Origin of the sequence: Parapedobacter sp. GCM10030251, assembly GCF_042666505.1 — a bacterium.
Taxonomy (GTDB): Bacteria; Bacteroidota; Bacteroidia; order Sphingobacteriales; family Sphingobacteriaceae; genus Parapedobacter.
This window is the reverse complement of the sequence record NZ_JBHTDN010000006.1, coordinates 161774-176377: the sequence shown is the minus strand read 5'-3', so window position 1 is coordinate 176377 and position 14604 is coordinate 161774. Positions and strand designations below refer to the sequence as shown.

The window sequence follows — 14604 nt, the reverse complement described above, 5'->3', positions numbered from 1 at the left end:
AATTTGCTATGCATGCATAATAAATGTATGCGATAAATCGGGCAACAAAGAGCCGCAGCTGATGATGAACGAAGACAATACCATTGATTATTACCTGAAGGCGGCGTGGCAGTCTGCGGCCAATAAATACAATCAAATCGCGGCCCGGTTTGGAATTACCCAAGCCACGGGGTATGTGCTGATTAATATCCATAAAGAGGGAACTCCGGTATCGCAGATTGCGAACCTGCTGGGAGTAAAGACTACCAGTCTGTCGCGGATTCTCAACAACTTGGAAACTTTGGGGTTGATTTACAGGGAGACGAATCATGCCGACAAGCGTTCCGTAAAGGTGTATCTTACGGAATTGGGCATGGAGAAACGCGAATTGGCAAAAGACGTCGTACGGAAATTCAATGCTTACCTGGATGAGCATATAGGGAACGAGGAACGGTTGATTCTCATCGACACACTGAAACGCATTAATCAGTTGGCTGTACAGTATAAACCAGAATGAAGGATCTGACTTTAGAAATGAGACTTTTAGACGTGAGATATGAGACACGAGACAATAGCTAAGAGGCGAATCAAAAAGGTAGCCGTATTGGGCTCTGGGGTGATGGGCTCCCGCATTGCCTGTCATTTCGCCAACATTGGCGTGGAGGTGCTGCTGCTCGATATCGTTCCCGGCGAATTGCAGCCTGCAGAAGAAGCAAAGGGCCTGACACTGGAAAGCAAGTCCGTACGTAACCGCATCGTCAATCAATCGCTGGAAACGGCTATCAAAACCAACCCGTCGCCTATCTTCAGCAAACGTACGTTGAAATGGATTACGACTGGCAATTTCGAAGACGATATGGCGGGCATTGCATCGGCAGATTGGGTAATTGAGGTGGTTGTAGAGCGGTTGGATATCAAAAAGCTGGTGTTTGACCGCGTGGAGCAGCATCGCAAGGCCGGTACACTGGTTACTTCCAATACTTCGGGCATTCCCATCCACTTGATGGCCGAGGGACGGAGCGATGATTTCAAGGCGCATTTCTGTGGTACGCATTTCTTTAATCCACCCCGTTACCTCCGGTTGCTTGAAATCATCCCCACTTCCCAGACCAAGCGGGATGTCGTGGATTTTTTGATGCATTACGGCGACAGGTTCCTGGGCAAGACAACGGTCCTCTGCAAGGATACCCCGGCTTTTATCGGCAATCGCATAGGCGTGTATTCCATGTTGGCACTTACTCATCTGGTGGATCAACTGGGATTAACGGTAGAGGAAGTCGATAAATTTACCGGTCCGGCGATGGGGCATCCCAAGTCGGCCACCTTCCGTACTGCGGATGTGGTGGGGCTGGATACGCTTGTAAATGTAGCCAACGGACTGGCTGAAAATGCCACGGGCGATGAAGCAGCGGGTGTATTCCAATTGCCCGCCTACCTCCAGCATATGGTGGAGAAAAAATGGCTGGGCGAGAAGAGTGGGCAGGGGTTCTACAAAAAAGTAAAGGACGACAAAGGCAATAGCGAGATCCTGGCGCTCGATCTGAAGACCCTGGAATACCGGAAGCAGGAAAAGGTAAAAGCGGAAACCCTGGAGGCGACCAAATCAGTGGATGATATCCGTAAGCGGATGAAAGTGTACGAACAGGGCAACGATAAAGCCGGTTCGTTTTTCCGGGCCATGCATTACCCGCTGTTCGAATATGTATCGCGGCGCGTGCCGGAAATTACCGACGAGTTCTTCCGTATTGACGATGCCATGCGGGCAGGCTTCGGTTGGGAACTCGGCCCGTTTGAGGTGTGGGATGCGTTGGGGGTAAAAGAAACCCTTGACAAAATTAAAGCGGAAGAGAAGCGGATACCGGGTCACAGTGGCGAGGTGGCCGAATGGGTTCGCGAAATGCTTGACGCAGGGAACGATTCGTTTTACCGGATCGAGAATGGCATCCGGCACTATTACGATATCAGCAGCAAATCCTATAAACCGATCCCCGGCACGGAGGGTTTCATCGTATTGGATCACATCCGGGAGCAGAAAACCGTCTGGAAGAACAGCGGTGTCACGGTGACCGACCTGGGTGACGGTATCCTCAATGCGGAAATCCACACGAAGATGAACACCATCGGAGGCGACGTTATTCAAGGGTTGCATAAAGCCATTGATTTGGCGGAAAAGGATTTCCTGGGTTTGGTGATCGGTAACGACGGCGCCAACTTTTCAGCCGGTGCAAATATCGGCATGATTTTCATGATGGCGGTCGAGCAGGATTACGACGAGTTGAATATGGCGGTAAAGACGTTTCAGGATACGTCGATGCGGCTCCGTTATTCGGCTATCCCGGTGGTGGCCGCACCATTTGCACTGACATTGGGCGGCGGATGCGAGTTTTCCATGCATGCTGATTTCGTACAGCTCCATGCCGAAACGTATATGGGCCTGGTGGAGTTCGGCGTGGGGGTCATTCCGGGCGGCGGCGGTTCGAAAGAGTTTGCTTTGCGGGCATCGGACGAAATGAAAGAAGGGCAGATCGAACAACAGGTGCTGCGTGATCGGTTTCTCACCATTGGACAGGCCAAGGTGTCCACCTCGGCATTGGAAGCGTTCGACTTGGGGTACCTACAGGCAGGAAAATATGCAATTAGCATGAACCGTAGCCGGTTGTTGGCCGATGCAAAGGCCAAAGCCATCGAACTTGCTGAAGCCGGTTATACACAGCCGATACCGCGTAAGGACATCAAGGTATTGGGTAAGCAGGGCCTCGGTATCGTCTATGTAGGGGCCAATTCCATGCGGTCCGGAAAATACATCTCAGAGCATGACCAAAAGATATCTGAAAAGCTCGGTTGGGTACTGTGCGGTGGGGACTTGTCGTCGCCTACGGAGGTTTCTGAGCAATATTTGCTGGATCTGGAACGGGAAGCCTTCCTGTCGTTGTGCGGCGAGCGCAAAACGTTGGAACGGATACAGCATATGTTGACCAAAGGTAAACCGTTGAGGAATTAGGTGGGAGAAGGGAGAATCTAAAAACAAAAACATATGGATGCATATATCGTTGCTGGATATCGAACTGCAGTTGGCAAAGCACCGCGTGGCGTATTCCGTTTTACGAGGGCGGATGACCTTGCGGCGGAAGTAATCAGGCATTTGGTAGCTTCCGTGCCGAACCTTGATAACGAACAAATCGATGACGTGATTGTCGGCAATGCGACACCGGAGGCGGAGCAAGGACTTAATATCGGCCGGCTCATTTCGCTGATGGGACTGGATACGGAGAAAGTGCCGGGCGTAACGGTAAACCGGTATTGTGCATCCGGTTTAGAGACGATTGCCACGGCGGTTGCCAAGATTAAAGCGGGTATGGCAGATGCCATCGTTGCCGGCGGCGTGGAGGTGATGTCAGGGATGCCTATGGGCGGTTGGAAAATCGTGCCGAATCCGGACGTGGCGAAACGGCACCCGGATTGGTATTGGAACATGGGGCTGACAGCGGAAGCAGTGGCAAAGCAGTATAACGTCAGCAGAGAGGACCAGGATGCGTTCTCACTGAAATCCCATCAGAAAGCGGTGGAGGCGACCAAAAATGGTCACCTCAAGGCGGGCGTATTGCCCATTACGGTTAAGGATAACCACTTGGAAGATGGAAAGCGCATCAAGACCCGTGAATACGTGGTGGACACCGATGAGGGTCCGCGTGCTGATACCAGCTTGGATGCCCTGGCTAAACTGAAGCCTGTGTTTGCCGCCGGTGGTTCGGTTACGGCCGGCAATTCGTCGCAGACCTCGGATGGAGCTGCGTTCGTGCTGGTGGTTTCCGATCGGAAATTAAAGGAACTGAATGTAGAGCCTATTGCCCGTTTGGTAAGTTATGGTGTGGCAGGCGTGCCGCCCCGGATTATGGGCATCGGCCCCATTGAGGCCATTCCCAAAGCGTTGAAAATGGCTGGTATGAAACTGGCAGACCTTAACCTGATCGAATTGAACGAGGCGTTTGCTTCACAGTCGCTGGCTGTCATACGCGAGTTGGACATCAATCCGGATATCTTGAACGTAAACGGCGGCGCGATTGCGCTGGGCCATCCGCTGGGATGCACGGGAGCAAAATTATCGGTGCAATTGTTTCATGAGCTGAAACGCAGGGAACAGCGGTACGGGATGGTGACGATGTGTGTGGGAACGGGGCAGGGCGCGGCCGGGATTTTTGAGATTTTATAACCGAAATAACCGAGTATATGGAAGCGATTAAGAAATCAGCAATAAAGGGAGGCGAATTCGTCATTCGTGAAACCTCGTTTGAAGACGTATTCATTCCGGAAGAATTCGACGAGGAACAGGTAATGATCCGGCAGACCTGCGAGGATTTTTTGGAGGCGGAAGTTTTTCCGAATCTGGACCGTATTGACGCGCAAGAGGAAGGGTTAATGGAAAGCTTGCTTGACAAAGCAGGCGAGCTGGGGCTGTTGGGTGTCTCGGTACCCGAAGCTTACGGTGGATTCGGAAAGAATTTCAATACGTCCATGCTGGTGGCTGATGTGATCGGCGCAGGGCATTCTTTTGCCGTGGCGCTTTCTGCACATACCGGAATCGGTACCTTGCCGATTCTGTATTATGGCAATGATGCCCAGAAGGACAAATACATTCCGAAGCTGGCTACGGGCGAATGGAAAGCGGCGTATTGCCTGACCGAACCCAACGCGGGGTCGGATGCGAACTCCGGGCGTACCCGTGCTAAGTTGAACGAAGAAGGCACGCATTACCTCATCAATGGCCAGAAAATGTGGATTACCAACGGAGGTTTTGCCGATGTGTTTATCGTGTTTGCCAAGATCGATGATGATAAGAATCACACGGCTTTTATTATCGAACGAAAGTTTGGCGGCATCACAATGAATCCCGAGGAACATAAACTCGGTATCAAGGGGTCGTCCACGCGGCAGGTGTTTTTCAATGATTGTCCCGTACCGGTGGAGAATGTGCTGTCTGAACGGGAAAACGGGTTCAAAATCGCTGTGAACATCCTTAATATCGGGCGTATCAAATTAGGGGCGGCCACGATCGGTTCCTCACGGCGCGTGATCAACCAGGCGGTCAACTATGCAAACGAACGCGTGCAATTTGGCCTACCTATCGCAAAATTCGGCGCGATACGCTATAAGTTGGCTGAAATGGCCGCACGAAACTTTGCCGTTGAAAGTGCCGCTTATCGTGCTGGCCAAAATATCGACGACGCGTATGAAGCCCTCGTGGCAAAGGGAATGGAGATTACGAAAGCGAAACTCAAAGCCACCGAGCAGTTTGCGATCGAATGCGCCATCCTGAAGGTGTGGGGATCGGAGATGCTGGATTACGTCGTAGATGAAGGGGTGCAAATTTATGGTGGGATGGGTTATTCGGCTGATGCACCAATGGAGCGAGCTTATCGCGACTCCCGGATCAACCGTATTTTCGAGGGTACCAATGAAGTGAATCGTTTACTGATCGTCGATATGCTGCTCAAGCGTGCGCTCAAAGGCGAACTTGACCTGATGGGACCGGCACAAGCCGTGGCAGAAGAATTGATGGCGATCCCGGATTTCGGGGAAAGGGATGAGGCTCCGTTTGCTTACGAAAAGAAGTTGATTGCCAACCTGAAGAAAGTCGGATTGCTGGTGGCCGGGGCAGCGGTGCAGAAACTGATGATGACCCTGCAAAAAGAACAGGAAATACTGATGAATATTGCCGATATCGTTGGGTATGTCTACCTCGCCGAATCGGTTTTATTGCGAGCAGAGAAATTAGTGGGCCGGCAGGACGCGGCAAGTGTCGAAGGACAGTTAGACATGGCACGGATTTATCTGTATAACGCCGTTGACAAGGTGTACCTGGCAGGGAAGGAGGCGCTTTTTTCGTTTGCTGAAGGCGACGAACTGAAAATGATGTTGGTTGGGTTGCGGCGTTTCACCAAAACGGAACCTTTTAACATTAAGGAAGCCCGTCAACGGGTAGCGAAAAGAATAATTGATGCAAATGGCTGGTGTTTTTAACCCATAATTCACAAACACATGATAGCAAGCCGGGGCGATGAATATCGTTCCGGCTTTTTTATGGAAACTACACGTATTGTGCATCCAATTTTTGAGATCACAGACAATTTCCCTAAGTTTGGATATGGGGTCAATACAGTGGTTTCATAAATAAATGCATTCGTGCTCGACGAAAAACATCTTTTAACGGAATACCGGAAAACGGGGGATCTGCAGTTGTTGGGTAAGCTGTATGAACCCTATATGCCTTTGATTTACGGGCTATGCTTTAAGTATTATAAGGATGAAACCAAGAGCGAGGATGCAGTGATGCAGATTTTTGAATCGCTCATTTCGAAACTACGGGTTCATGAGGTGAGTAACTTCAAAAGTTGGTTATATACGCTGGCTCGTAACCATTGCCTGATGGAGTTGCGCAGAGCAAACCGGGTTGCCACCGTAGATATCGAGGAGCACGTTATGGAAAGTGACGTTTTTCTGCATCAACAAAATGAGGGAGAGCAGATTCCAGAAGAACGGCTTATGTTGATGGAATCGTGCCTGGAAACACTCAGCGAGGAACAGCAGCGGTGCATCACGTTATTTTATCTTGAGCAGAAATGTTACAAAGACGTCGCAGAATTAACGGGGTATGATCTTGGTCAGGTGAAAAGCTATATTCAGAATGGCAAACGTAATTTAAAAATTTGCATGGAAAAGAGCAGGAATGAACAATAACTACCATATCATTCGGATCCAGCAGTATCTCAATGGCGAATTGAGTAAAGAAGAGATGTACCAGCTTGAGCGGGAAGCGCTTGATGATCCCTTGTTGCAGGATGCCATTGATGGCTATCGGATGCAGCAGGAAGTGAGCCACCGTCAGTTGAGTCTTTTGCAACAACGCTTGGCGGCCCGCATCGAAGGGAAGGTGCAGGAACGAGATGCTTTTTTCTTCGGGTGGCAGCGTTTGGGCGTAGCTGCCACGGCCTGTGTGTTGATGGTATTGGTGTTGGTTTTACTATGGATACGGAATCATCACCTACAATCGGGTTCGACAGGGAAGGAGGTGAACGTGGAATTGGCACCTACGGTACAGATACAAGCGCAGGCTGCGGGTGGTGAAACGGGCTTCGATGCCGCACCGGAAGGCGGATGGCAGCAGTTTAATACGTATCTAGCCGAGAATGCTGAGATTGCTGCCATCACGGGCAATGTCGTGTTGGTGTTTAAGATTGATCCTCAGGGGAAACCGTATGCCATTGAAGAAATAGGCAATGCAGATACCTCGCTGATAGACGAGTCAAAACGCTTATTGCAAGCAGGACCTTTGTGGAAAGGTTCCCGGGCCAAAATCGTTGTCTCGTTTAAATAGCCTGTGTTGGCTGCTTTTTCTTGCCGACCATCGGAGTATGACCTGCATTCGGTACAGCAGTCTCCGGCTGGTAATAGATGCCAGGCGTCAGCCAGTACATGAGGATAACACGTGAATACCGAAAATTCAATGGCGCCAATAGAATTACAGCTAACGTGGCGACCGTCAGGTATAGCCAAAAAGAATCGTCGTTTCCCGTAATCAAGTAAGTTGCCAAACAAGCAATGGTCATCTGCGCTACGCTGAGCGCATAACTTACAAACATCGATACGTAGAAGTGGCCGGGTCGCTGTTCAAATTTCAATTGGCAATGCGGGCAATATTCGTTCATTTTCTGCGCCTTCAAGCGGTAGGCTCTTCCGGTGAACATAGCGCCTGTGCGGCACCTGGGGCATTTCGCTTGGATGGCCGCTTGGTATTCACTTATTTCTTGGATGGTTTCCATAATGCAAAGGTACGGTAGCTTGGCAAAAGCGAATGGTACTTTATATGCGTTTAATGGTAATTAATGTAGCAATGGGTCGTGGGATTATTCCTCCCATCGTGTTTTTTCGAGGATGGGCTTGCGTGTCGCTACGCGTGCCGGCTCGTCGTGGAATCCCATGTAAAAGAAACCCAGGCATTCTTCATTCGCCGCCAATTTCAGGAAATCGCTCATGTGTTTGACGGTGCCCGGACTGCTCCAATAGCCACCGATACCGGCCGCGGAAGCGGCGAGCCATAGGTTCTGTACCGCGCAGGCCGTAGCGGCCAGTTCTTCCCATTGGGGCACCGCACCGCTGTAGGATACCACAATGGCGATGACTGCACCCGATTGAAGCACCTTCTCGCGGGTGTTTTCGTACTTTTTCTGCAGGAATTGCTCGGAGGGCGTATGGGTCTTGTAGTGTTCAGCAAGTTGGTCTGCCAGTTTCGATAGCCCATTTTCCCGGAAGACGATAAACCGCCATGGTTGCGTAAGCTTGTGTGTGGGTGCCATATTGGCGCAATCCAGCAATTCGATGAGCTGGGATTTGGAAATGTCTTTTCGAAGATAGCTGGGCGGAAAGATTGCACGCCGTTGGTTGATTACTTGTTTGATCGACTCGTAGACCGTATGTTGCATGATAAGTTCTTAGTTAAGTGTGTTCTTCAAGCGCGCTCTTCCCACAAGGCAGCGATATGGACGATTGTCCGTACCGCGCTTTCCATGTCCTGTACGGATACCCATTCCTGCTTGCCATGAAACGCATGGCCGCCGGCAAAGATGTTAGGGCAGGGGAGCCCCATGAACGAAAGCCTCGATCCATCGGTTCCTCCACGTATACTTCTCCGGAGCGGTTGCAATCCAACGCGCCGGATGGCTTCTAATCCGATTTCCATGATTTGTGGATGGTTATCAAGTACCTCCTTCATGTTTCGATACTGCTCGCTGACCTTGAATTGGTAGGAACAACCCGGGTGGCGGGAGATGACGGTTTTCACGAGATGTTCGAGTTCCCGTTCATGCGCTTTCAATTGATCGCTTGCGAAATCCCGTACAATGAAATCCAGGGTTACTTGCTCCACGCCGCCGCGGATGGATACCGGATGTAAAAATCCTTCCCGGCCGTGCGTGCTTTCCGGCGAGAGCCTGTCTTTGGGTAAGGATCCGATGATTTCCGAGGCAATTTTCAGGGCACTTTGCAGTTTCCCTTTGGCAAATCCTGGGTGTACGCTGACACCGTTGATGGTCAAGCTGACACCATCCGCGGAAAACGTTTCATCTTCGATGGAGCCGGCGGTTTCGCCATCGATGGTATAGGCGAAATCGGCGCCGAGTTTTGTCAAATCCACCTTGTCTACGCCGCGGCCGATTTCTTCATCGGGTGTGAATAGAATTTTGACGGTTCCGTGTTTGATTTCAGTGTGCGTCATGAGTAATTCGGCCGCAGTCATGATTTCGGCGATACCTGCTTTGTCGTCGGCGCCAAGGAGCGTCGTACCACTTGCCGTAATGATATCGTTGCCGAGTTGGTTTGCTAAATCAGGATGTTCGGCCCGTTTGATAACCACGGTCGGGTCGTCAGGCAAGACGATATCGTCGCCCTGGTAGTTTCGGTGAATTAGGGGTTTTACGTTCTTTCCTGAGCAGTCCGGCGAAGTATCCATGTGCGAGCAAAAGCAAACGGTGGGAACGGTTTTGTCAGTGTTTGCTGGGATGGTCGCATAGACATAGCCGTACTCGTCCAGCTGCGCATCCGCGATACCCATGGCCAACAACTCGCCGACCAACAGTCGGCCGAGGTTTTTCTGCTTCTCGGTGGAAGGGTGGGTGGACGATGAAGGGTCTGATTCCGTGTCGACTTGTACATATCGGAAGAACCGGTCTGCTACGCTGGATGCAGTTAAGGTGTTTATTTTTGAATCACTCATGTTTGCCAAAGATAGGAATTATCCAGTCGAGAAAGGGGAGTGATTTGGTGAACGGACTTCGGTGAATAATTTTTCCGCGCTATATTGTTTTTTCTAGTGTAGCAATTCGCTGCCGTAGTGCGTCAATGGTTATTTCTTGCGACCGAATCGTAGTTTCTTGAGAGGAGATTACTTGTTTAAGCGTTTGAATAAATTCATTTGTCAGTTTATCCGATTCCGACAAAGTGTAGTTTTGAAGTATGTCGTGCAAAATATCGGCTTTTTTCATTTCGCCTTCGCCTTTAAGCAACCATTCGGCAGAATATTGGGGATAATTTTCTGCTAATTTGATCAACCATTTGCTTTGGATGTCGGTTCCGTTCGCCAAAGCTCGTGAAAATACTCCTTTGCTGGCGCCAATCGATGCTTCCAATGCGGTAACACTTATTCCTTCTTGTTTGGATATTTCTTTAATTCTCTTCAGTATCGGATTCATTTAGAAAAAATATTCTTCAAAAACTTTGAATTGAAGAAAAATAGTCCTTAAATTTGATTCGTCGGAAATAATTAAATCTAAACTATCTTTCTTAAATCTGTAAAGCGATGAAAGTTAAGCAAAAGAACCTAAAAGCCGAAAATTTTCGGTATGTAATCAAGCGGGTGATCAAAAATCCCATGATCTACCTAGACAATTTCTTCCGGTATGAAACCTCAATCGATCATTGGATGCGGGATATCAGTTTTACCGTGAATGCAGGCGCCTATCCGGCGATGGCGTGTCCGGACGCAGTGGAGAACGGATACCATTGCAGGCAATTGATCGAGCAGGTGGAAGTAGCCTACGTGATCTTCAAGCAATGTGGTCTTAAAAAGCAGAAAGAACCGCTGGCTTTTTTTAAATCGCGGGATGATTATTATGCTTACGCCTCGCGTGGTGAATATTCCTTTGATGGTCAGATTAATCCCGCGGATACGCTGAGTAAATTTTTTTCATTTCAGTCGATGAGAAAGTGGTATGCCACACTGGATGATTTGTTGCTGGCACTTACTTGGAGACGAGCTCCCAACTACGAACAGTTCGGCGATAAAATCGTGGCTGTACACGAGCTATTGCTCCGGCTCGCGCAAGCGCTATACGTAATCTACCGAGAGGGTGGCTTGCCCTTACAGGTACCGTCGTATGTCATTGCCCAACCGACTGACAGGTTCGAAGGAAAGATGCCGCTATCCAGATTGGGTGAGCTTATGAATAACATCGCTGATAAGCGCCATGCAGAAGCTGCGGCTAAACTGGAGCCGATTTTTGAGAAGGCGGAGTTATGGGATAAGCATATGAAGGGGAACGATGGGACGGAGTTGGTGGATGGTGATGGTGACGAAGGAAGCAGCGAGGGAGAAGACGAAGGGATACCCATTAAGGATATAGAGCAGGAGCAGGAGTGAGCACGAAATGCGTATCCAACATAACCGACAACTTAACCAAATCCAAGAAGACGATGAATTCAAAGATTCTGATTCCCGACCCTGCGCTGGAACTCACCATCCGGCGCATCACAGAAAATCTGGCGGTCGAGGAGATATACGCCTACCCGTTTCGGACACAGGGCAAATTGTTCCATCAACTATACGTGCTGTTGCGTCACGAAAGTGGGCAAGAGATTATTTCTGCTCGTGCACTTTGTAACGTGGCTGTTTCTGAAAAAGCCGGTTACCATGCCTATGTATTATTTCCAGAAGACGTAAATCGCCAATTAAACCAGGGAAACATACGCGCTGCGCTGATTTTTCACCCCGACAACCGGGTTTACGAAAATCCAAGTCCGGGTACCCGGGTGGTCTTTCAGGAGGTCAATTACCAAAAAAGGTACAAAAAAGCTACCCAGTATTTCGAAAAAGAAATCACAAAATTACACGCATTTGAGCAGGGATATCGGCTTTATATGGATAGTGAAAATTATTCCCAAGCAAGTTTCATGTTGCATCAGGTCCTTGAGCTCGGGTTTCGTCTCGCTGAAAATTTAATCATGGGCAAAGCAAAAATGACACATTCCATCCGAAAGCATCAGGAGTATATCCGATCCTTTTCGGCGGAGATGGGATCGCTGTTTGCAGATGATGAGTGGAATATCCTCCGAAAATTGGACGAATCTTATAGTTCGGCACGGTACGATCACGATTTTTCCGTGTCAAAGGAGGACTTATTGTGGGCGGCAAGTAAGGCGAAGGAATTACTTACCTATCTAATGGCTTTCAACCAAGACCTGCTCGACGAAATCCAACGACGGCAGGTGGCATCCGGACTGATTAACAATGAGCCCGCAAATGGCAACCTGGCGATCGAAGAAGGAGGAGGTACAGAAAGGGACGACAATGATGGGGCAGCAGCTAACAGCCACAAGGAGCAGATTCTGTCAGCTATCGGCCGACAGATAGTCCCCACCTACGTGTTTTGCTTTGCGTATCAATCGCGGTGGGAGCGGTCGGTAAATCTCGTGACAGTCGACAAGAAAGAAGCGACCTATCATCGATATTATCTAGCTATCCTGACGGAGGAAACAATGGAACATCCGTTGCAGACACAACACAAAATAAATGAAATGCTGGGGAAGGAGCTGGAAATCGTGGCACTGTATGTTAGGATGAGTACGTTCAATAAAAAACTGGAGGAAGGGCTCGAATTTTTCCATTTTCTGGCCAATACGTCGGATCGGTGGTGGGGGGAAGAGGGGCAATTAAAGGTGACGAATACGCCTGGGCCTGTTGATCTGGAGAAACGGCGTTGGCAGTGGAAGCGATATTTCTGGAGTGCGGAAGGACTGATGGCGATGGTTCAAGATCAAATCGGTAGCAGATACGATGAAAGTTGCTCCGTCATCATGTCGCACGCCGTGGAACAACTTTGCTTGGGAACGCTGCACGCGATTTGGGGCTATAGACCAGATAACATCCTTAACCTAATGTACCTAATTCAGTTGACGGAGTCCATCACTCCGCTTGCCAGGGAATGCTTCTGCCTGGATGTACCGGAAGAAAAGGAGATGATGGTGGAACTTTCGAAAGCGCTAAGTGAGTTTAGGTATAATTCGGCCTTCGATGCGAATGGATTTACGTTATATATCCTGCGCGATCGCTTATTAACTTTTTCCAAAGGGCTCGAACAATTGGTCGACCTTCACTTCGAAAAGCTGGAAGCGGTTGGTCGATAACGGATTAATTTACGCAGATATCGAACGTGTTAATTACGCCACCGGCCGATTCTTCAATAACACAACGGGTACGTCGGCGATATTCAGTAATTTTTTGCTTACGCTGCTATGGAAAAGCCGCCTAAAAAATCCGTAGTTGCGCGAGGCCATGAGTATCAGGTCGATATGGTTTCTTTTTACGTAATCAAAAATCCCTTCTGCCTTGTTTACTGGCTCGCTGATTACTTCAAATACCGGATGTAGAGATTCCAACATTTTCAAAATCTCTTGTTTGCCCAGAATTTTTTCGGGAGTTTGTCCTTGTGTTGCTGGGTCTACATGTACTACGTGTGTTTCTGCTTCCAGTTGGCTAGCAAATCGGATGATGCTGGCGGCAGGGGTGACATGTTCGACGTTTTTTAAATCGGTAGCGTACACGACTTTATTTACCGGCTTGAAGGCGTGGTCGCGCGGTACGATCAATAGGGGGGCGGCCCCAGATTCCGCTACGGCCATCGTGTTCCGGCCGATCAGTGTGTTTTCGATGTCTGATAACCCGGCAATCCCCATGACGATCAGTGAAATCGCATGTCGGGCTACAATCGCTTCCACGCCCGTTTTTACAGGTTGGTCGTCCGCCAGAAAAATAAATTGCTCGACCGATAGCGGCGAAGGGACGTGGAGCTTCGAGGCCATTTTTTCCAGATGCCGAAGCGTGGTTTGCTGATATCCGGCATGTTCATCGTAACCCTCCGCCGGCCGGTGGGCATAAGAGTGGTAAAAAATTACCTTCTCCGCGTGGAGGTGTGCGGCCATATCTACCGCGTATTGAGCCGCCGTATACGATACATCCGAGAAGTCTACAGGAATTAAGAAGTTCTTCATACCCGGTCCTTATTTTTTCTGTTTGTCGGCGTAGCCAAATACCTTTTGCAGTAGCGGTGTTGTACGGGTGCCACCCAAATTATTGCGGATTTTAAGTTCTTCCGCGGCAACCTGAAGGAATAAGCCTTCAATGGCTTTTTGGGTGACGTATTTGTTTAAATCCGTTTCTATTTTGTCATTTACCAAGGGAATCTGGTTGTATTTGCTTACTACCGCACTCCAATACTGGGCAACTTTGTACTTACCGAGCGCGCCTTCGACGATCGGGCTGAACCGTTTGGTCAGCTCTGTTGTTGTTGCCCGTTTGAAAAAATCTGTGGCAGCATCGGGCTGCCCGCTCAGTAGAATATTCGTTGCATCGCGGATGGTCAATTGGGAAAGTGCCGACACAAAAACCGGAGTTGCTTCGCTCACTGCACTTTCTGCGGCACGGTTAAGGCTTTGGATCAGGTTATCACAGAGTGAACCCAGACCAATTCCTCGAAGGGCGCTTTCCACTTTTTGAGCCTCTGGGGGCATCAGAATCTTAACGGCGGCGTTGCCTAAAAAGCCATCCCGAACCGCGAGCGACTTGATGCTCCGATCCAATCCTTGGCTTAATGCCTGTTTGATTCCCGAAGCCGCTTCGCTCGAACTGATAGCAGTTGATGATGTTGTGGAAGAAGGCTGCCCCTGGGGTGATCCCGTACTGGTAGCCATTTGACTCAACGTATCGCATCGGCTGAATAATAGTAAGCAAAAAGCTATCGGAAACAACAGTAAACGGCTCATAAGGATTACAATTATTTGACTAAATAGAATATGGGCCAA

At 49.3% G+C, this 14604-nt stretch carries 14 protein-coding genes; 8 read left to right on the top strand and 6 right to left on the bottom strand.

The features are described 5' to 3' along the window. Positions 1 to 64: 64 nt before the first annotated feature. From ACFQRK_RS17055 to ACFQRK_RS17030, 6 genes are all read left to right on the top strand, one after another. Complete coding sequence (locus ACFQRK_RS17055) at positions 65 to 496, top strand: MarR family winged helix-turn-helix transcriptional regulator (protein WP_379009086.1); 432 nt, start codon at positions 65 to 67, stop codon at positions 494 to 496. Between the two features lie 39 nt (positions 497 to 535). Further along, the gene (locus ACFQRK_RS17050; protein WP_379008867.1) at positions 536 to 2980 is read left to right on the top strand and encodes a 3-hydroxyacyl-CoA dehydrogenase NAD-binding domain-containing protein; all 2445 of its coding nucleotides are present in this window, start codon (positions 536 to 538) and stop codon (positions 2978 to 2980) included. A gap of 33 nt (positions 2981 to 3013) precedes the next feature. Continuing rightward, the gene (locus ACFQRK_RS17045) at positions 3014 to 4189 is read left to right on the top strand and encodes an acetyl-CoA C-acyltransferase (protein ID WP_379008866.1); all 1176 of its coding nucleotides are present in this window, start codon (positions 3014 to 3016) and stop codon (positions 4187 to 4189) included. Between the two features lie 17 nt (positions 4190 to 4206). Beyond that, positions 4207 to 5997: an acyl-CoA dehydrogenase family protein gene (locus ACFQRK_RS17040; RefSeq protein WP_379008864.1), complete on the top strand. Its 1791-nt coding sequence runs from the start codon at positions 4207 to 4209 to the stop codon at positions 5995 to 5997. A gap of 162 nt (positions 5998 to 6159) precedes the next feature. Beyond that, a complete protein-coding gene (locus tag ACFQRK_RS17035; protein ID WP_379008862.1) occupies positions 6160 to 6714 on the top strand; it encodes an RNA polymerase sigma factor in 555 nt (184 codons plus the stop codon). Then, entirely contained in the window at positions 6704 to 7351 is a 648-nt protein-coding gene (locus ACFQRK_RS17030; RefSeq protein WP_379008861.1) for a hypothetical protein, read from the top strand. Before ACFQRK_RS17035 ends, ACFQRK_RS17030 begins: the two co-directional genes overlap by 11 nt. Here the strand turns inward: ACFQRK_RS17030 and ACFQRK_RS17025 are convergent. The 4 genes from ACFQRK_RS17025 to ACFQRK_RS17010 form a co-directional block, all read right to left on the bottom strand. Then, entirely contained in the window at positions 7344 to 7796 is a 453-nt protein-coding gene (locus ACFQRK_RS17025; protein ID WP_379008859.1) for a DUF983 domain-containing protein, read from the bottom strand. The two genes, ACFQRK_RS17030 and ACFQRK_RS17025, sit on opposite strands and share 8 nt — an antisense overlap. 84 nt (positions 7797 to 7880) lie before the next feature. After that, positions 7881 to 8456, bottom strand: coding sequence for a nitroreductase (locus tag ACFQRK_RS17020; protein ID WP_379008857.1), 576 nt, complete (start codon positions 8454 to 8456; stop codon positions 7881 to 7883). A 26-nt stretch (positions 8457 to 8482) separates the two neighbouring features. Next, positions 8483 to 9745 carry a peptidase T gene (gene pepT, locus ACFQRK_RS17015; RefSeq protein WP_379008855.1) on the bottom strand — a complete coding sequence of 421 codons (1263 nt, stop codon included), beginning with the start codon at positions 9743 to 9745 and terminating at the stop codon, positions 8483 to 8485. A gap of 79 nt (positions 9746 to 9824) precedes the next feature. Next, a complete protein-coding gene (locus ACFQRK_RS17010) occupies positions 9825 to 10220 on the bottom strand; it encodes a hypothetical protein (RefSeq protein ID WP_379008853.1) in 396 nt (131 codons plus the stop codon). 107 nt (positions 10221 to 10327) lie between these two features. Here ACFQRK_RS17010 and ACFQRK_RS17005 point away from each other — a divergent pair, with 107 nt between their 5' ends. Together ACFQRK_RS17005 and ACFQRK_RS17000 are read left to right on the top strand one after the other, a co-directional pair. Then, entirely contained in the window at positions 10328 to 11167 is an 840-nt protein-coding gene (locus ACFQRK_RS17005; RefSeq protein ID WP_379008851.1) for a hypothetical protein, read from the top strand. Between the two features lie 53 nt (positions 11168 to 11220). Beyond that, positions 11221 to 12930: a HEPN domain-containing protein gene (locus tag ACFQRK_RS17000; protein WP_379008849.1), complete on the top strand. Its 1710-nt coding sequence runs from the start codon at positions 11221 to 11223 to the stop codon at positions 12928 to 12930. Between the two features lie 33 nt (positions 12931 to 12963). Here the strand turns inward: ACFQRK_RS17000 and ACFQRK_RS16995 are convergent, their stop codons facing one another. After that, positions 12964 to 13794 carry a universal stress protein gene (locus ACFQRK_RS16995; protein WP_379008848.1) on the bottom strand — a complete coding sequence of 277 codons (831 nt, stop codon included), beginning with the start codon at positions 13792 to 13794 and terminating at the stop codon, positions 12964 to 12966. A gap of 9 nt (positions 13795 to 13803) precedes the next feature. After that, positions 13804 to 14493: a DUF4197 domain-containing protein gene (locus ACFQRK_RS16990; protein ID WP_379008847.1), complete on the bottom strand. Its 690-nt coding sequence runs from the start codon at positions 14491 to 14493 to the stop codon at positions 13804 to 13806. Between the last annotated feature and the right edge of the window lie 111 nt (positions 14494 to 14604).

Excerpts from the sequence above, each read along its gene's own strand:
- ACFQRK_RS17055 (WP_379009086.1), top strand. The coding sequence starts at position 65 with ATGAACGAAGACAATACCATTGATTATTACCTGAAGGCGGCGTGGCAG.
- ACFQRK_RS17050 (WP_379008867.1), top strand. The coding sequence starts at position 536 with ATGAGACACGAGACAATAGCTAAGAGGCGAATCAAAAAGGTAGCCGTA.
- ACFQRK_RS17045 (WP_379008866.1), top strand. The coding sequence starts at position 3,014 with ATGGATGCATATATCGTTGCTGGATATCGAACTGCAGTTGGCAAAGCA.
- ACFQRK_RS17040 (WP_379008864.1), top strand. The coding sequence starts at position 4,207 with ATGGAAGCGATTAAGAAATCAGCAATAAAGGGAGGCGAATTCGTCATT.
- ACFQRK_RS17030 (WP_379008861.1), top strand. The coding sequence starts at position 6,704 with ATGAACAATAACTACCATATCATTCGGATCCAGCAGTATCTCAATGGC.
- ACFQRK_RS17025 (WP_379008859.1), bottom strand. The coding sequence starts at position 7,796 with ATGGAAACCATCCAAGAAATAAGTGAATACCAAGCGGCCATCCAAGCG.
- ACFQRK_RS17020 (WP_379008857.1), bottom strand. The coding sequence starts at position 8,456 with ATGCAACATACGGTCTACGAGTCGATCAAACAAGTAATCAACCAACGG.
- pepT (WP_379008855.1), bottom strand. The coding sequence starts at position 9,745 with ATGAGTGATTCAAAAATAAACACCTTAACTGCATCCAGCGTAGCAGAC.
- ACFQRK_RS17010 (WP_379008853.1), bottom strand. The coding sequence starts at position 10,220 with ATGAATCCGATACTGAAGAGAATTAAAGAAATATCCAAACAAGAAGGA.
- ACFQRK_RS17005 (WP_379008851.1), top strand. The coding sequence starts at position 10,328 with ATGAAAGTTAAGCAAAAGAACCTAAAAGCCGAAAATTTTCGGTATGTA.
- ACFQRK_RS17000 (WP_379008849.1), top strand. The coding sequence starts at position 11,221 with ATGAATTCAAAGATTCTGATTCCCGACCCTGCGCTGGAACTCACCATC.
- ACFQRK_RS16995 (WP_379008848.1), bottom strand. The coding sequence starts at position 13,794 with ATGAAGAACTTCTTAATTCCTGTAGACTTCTCGGATGTATCGTATACG.
- ACFQRK_RS16990 (WP_379008847.1), bottom strand. The coding sequence starts at position 14,493 with ATGGCTACCAGTACGGGATCACCCCAGGGGCAGCCTTCTTCCACAACA.